Source organism: Mesorhizobium sp. M1143 (assembly GCF_040318435.1).
Classification (GTDB): Bacteria; Pseudomonadota; Alphaproteobacteria; order Rhizobiales; family Rhizobiaceae; genus Mesorhizobium.
Map to the genome: position 1 here is coordinate 1 of NZ_JAMYMJ010000163.1, position 1,798 is coordinate 1,798.

A 1,798-nucleotide genomic window follows, 5' to 3' on the forward strand; every position below is an offset into this window, starting at 1 on the left:
CCGGGGTCTTCTCCACGAGCGTGCGCAGGTTCATCATGTCGTCGGTCATCGGTGGTCCTTCCGAAATGGGTTGGCGTCAACAACCAAACCCTACCGGAAAGCGCCGATGACCACCCACACCCCGCTCGCTGGCTACAGCGCTACTAACGGCGCGCTCGTGAGCGGCTTCGCTACCGCCGAGCTACACCCACCTGATGGGACACGACCTTTCATTTGCATTAGGAACAACGCGTAAGTGGAAAAGTTGGTCCACCGCAGCGCTCGTGAGGATGCCTTACCGCTGCCGGCCGGCGGCAAAGGGTCCGGCCCGCGCTTTCCTTCCTAGTGTGACGCGGCCCTGAAGGCTGCCAAGTTGTTCCTGCCTCACTGATCCAGTTCAAGCGGATCGTGATCTGGTTGCTCGTGCCACATCACCTGGCGGAAATCGCGTTTGTCGACCTGCTGACCGCAGATCGGGCATGCGTGAAATCGATCGTCACAGTCCTGCGGTTGGTGTGGCTTGCCGGGGATAGGCGGTCCAAGGTCGGCTATTCTAGCCATGCGCGACCGAACAAGATGCTGCGGCAAAGTTCCGTCAGTTTGGTTTTCTCAGTTGGTGAAAGACATCGCACCAAAAGCGGTAGTCATCTGGTCGACCGTCGAAATGCGCCTCCAAAGCGCAGTGCGCCACGGCGGTCGGTGCTTCCATCCCATAAAGTTCGATCGCAGATTGAGCGGCCTGATCTCTGTCGACGAGATCGGCAATCTTCAAAGCGGCGAAATCAGCGCTCCGGATCGCGAGCCTCCGTGGACCAAATATTCCCAACACCTAAGGGTGACTATATGATCCCCTCATGGCAACTCTGCGGTACGACGAAAGGCAGGAACCGGATGGGACGTGGACGGTATTCGACGTGTTCACCGGGCTCCCGGCTATTGTAGCGGGCCACCCATCTGTCGACCTTCCCGACATGGAGTATGCCGAAGAGCTGGCCGCCATCCTGAATGCCAACGACCTGAAGCAGAGGTTATCTCACGGTAGGTTCCCCGGAGGGTTCGCCTGACCGAAGTGGCATTAGCCCCCGGTCGTATTGCCCATCCAGGTTGGTTCGTCCGATCCGAACAAGCAATTGTTATTGATCTACCGGCTACGACGGTTTTAAGTCGACTCGCCATTGCTTTTCGTAGGGAGGACGTGATGGGCAACGTGGTGCCAATCTGCAAGGCCGCGCCTTGCGTGGAAGTGGTCGGAGCCAGTGGCGAATGGGTCGTCCGCATCATTGAAACTGACCAGGAAATTACACGCTCATTCGCCCTGGAATCGTTCGCACTGGCCTTCGCAGAAGGCCAGCGGATACGCCTGCATCTCGACAAGGTTGTGCGGCTTTAGGACCCTCCTGCGGCTGGGTACCCTCAGGGCCGCGACGGTGATGGCCGATTGTTCCATTGCTGGTGAGGCTTGCGGTGTGACGTCTCTGTCGTCCGCCCGCGCGGCCGGAAGGGCGGCAGGCTTTTTATTGGTTGAGATCGAGCGGCTCGTGATCGGGCTGCTCGTGCCACATCACCTGCCGGAAGTCGTGTCGGTCTACCTGCTGGCCGCAGATGGGGCACGCATGGAAATGCTCCGGCCAGTCAGCGTCAGGTGGCTTGCCGGGCTTAGGCGGTCCATCGTCAACAATTTTCGACATCACCCCCGACGACGGCGACCCGGCAAAAGTTCCGGGGGGTGGGGGTGCATGCGTTCGACGGGCTGACAACAAGACCCCCACGCCGGAAGGTGAATGATGAGCGCGACGCTAGCCTAGCCATTCCCCAACGG

The 1,798-nt window shown here is 59.7% G+C and carries 3 protein-coding genes; 2 read left to right on the plus strand and 1 reads right to left on the minus strand.

The features are described 5' to 3' along the window. Positions 1–574: 574 nt before the first annotated feature. Positions 575–808, minus strand: a complete 234-nt coding sequence (locus tag NKH35_RS32140; RefSeq protein ID WP_023699541.1) for a Y4oE-related protein — start codon at positions 806–808, stop codon at positions 575–577. A gap of 25 nt (positions 809–833) precedes the next feature. On the opposite strand from NKH35_RS32140, the gene NKH35_RS31605 reads away from it, so the two are divergent. Both NKH35_RS31605 and NKH35_RS31610 read left to right on the plus strand, forming a co-directional pair. Next, positions 834–1,043, plus strand: a complete 210-nt coding sequence (locus tag NKH35_RS31605) for a hypothetical protein (RefSeq protein ID WP_023672260.1) — start codon at positions 834–836, stop codon at positions 1,041–1,043. Positions 1,044–1,177: 134 nt separating this feature from the next. Continuing rightward, entirely contained in the window at positions 1,178–1,369 is a 192-nt protein-coding gene (locus NKH35_RS31610; RefSeq protein WP_023672259.1) for a hypothetical protein, read from the plus strand. Positions 1,370–1,798 lie beyond the last annotated feature (429 nt).

Bases quoted from the DNA above. Each gene is read 5' to 3' on its own strand.
- NKH35_RS31605 (WP_023672260.1), top strand. From the start codon at position 834: ATGGCAACTCTGCGGTACGACGAAAGGCAGGAACCGGATGGGACGTGG.
- NKH35_RS31610 (WP_023672259.1), top strand. From the start codon at position 1,178: ATGGGCAACGTGGTGCCAATCTGCAAGGCCGCGCCTTGCGTGGAAGTG.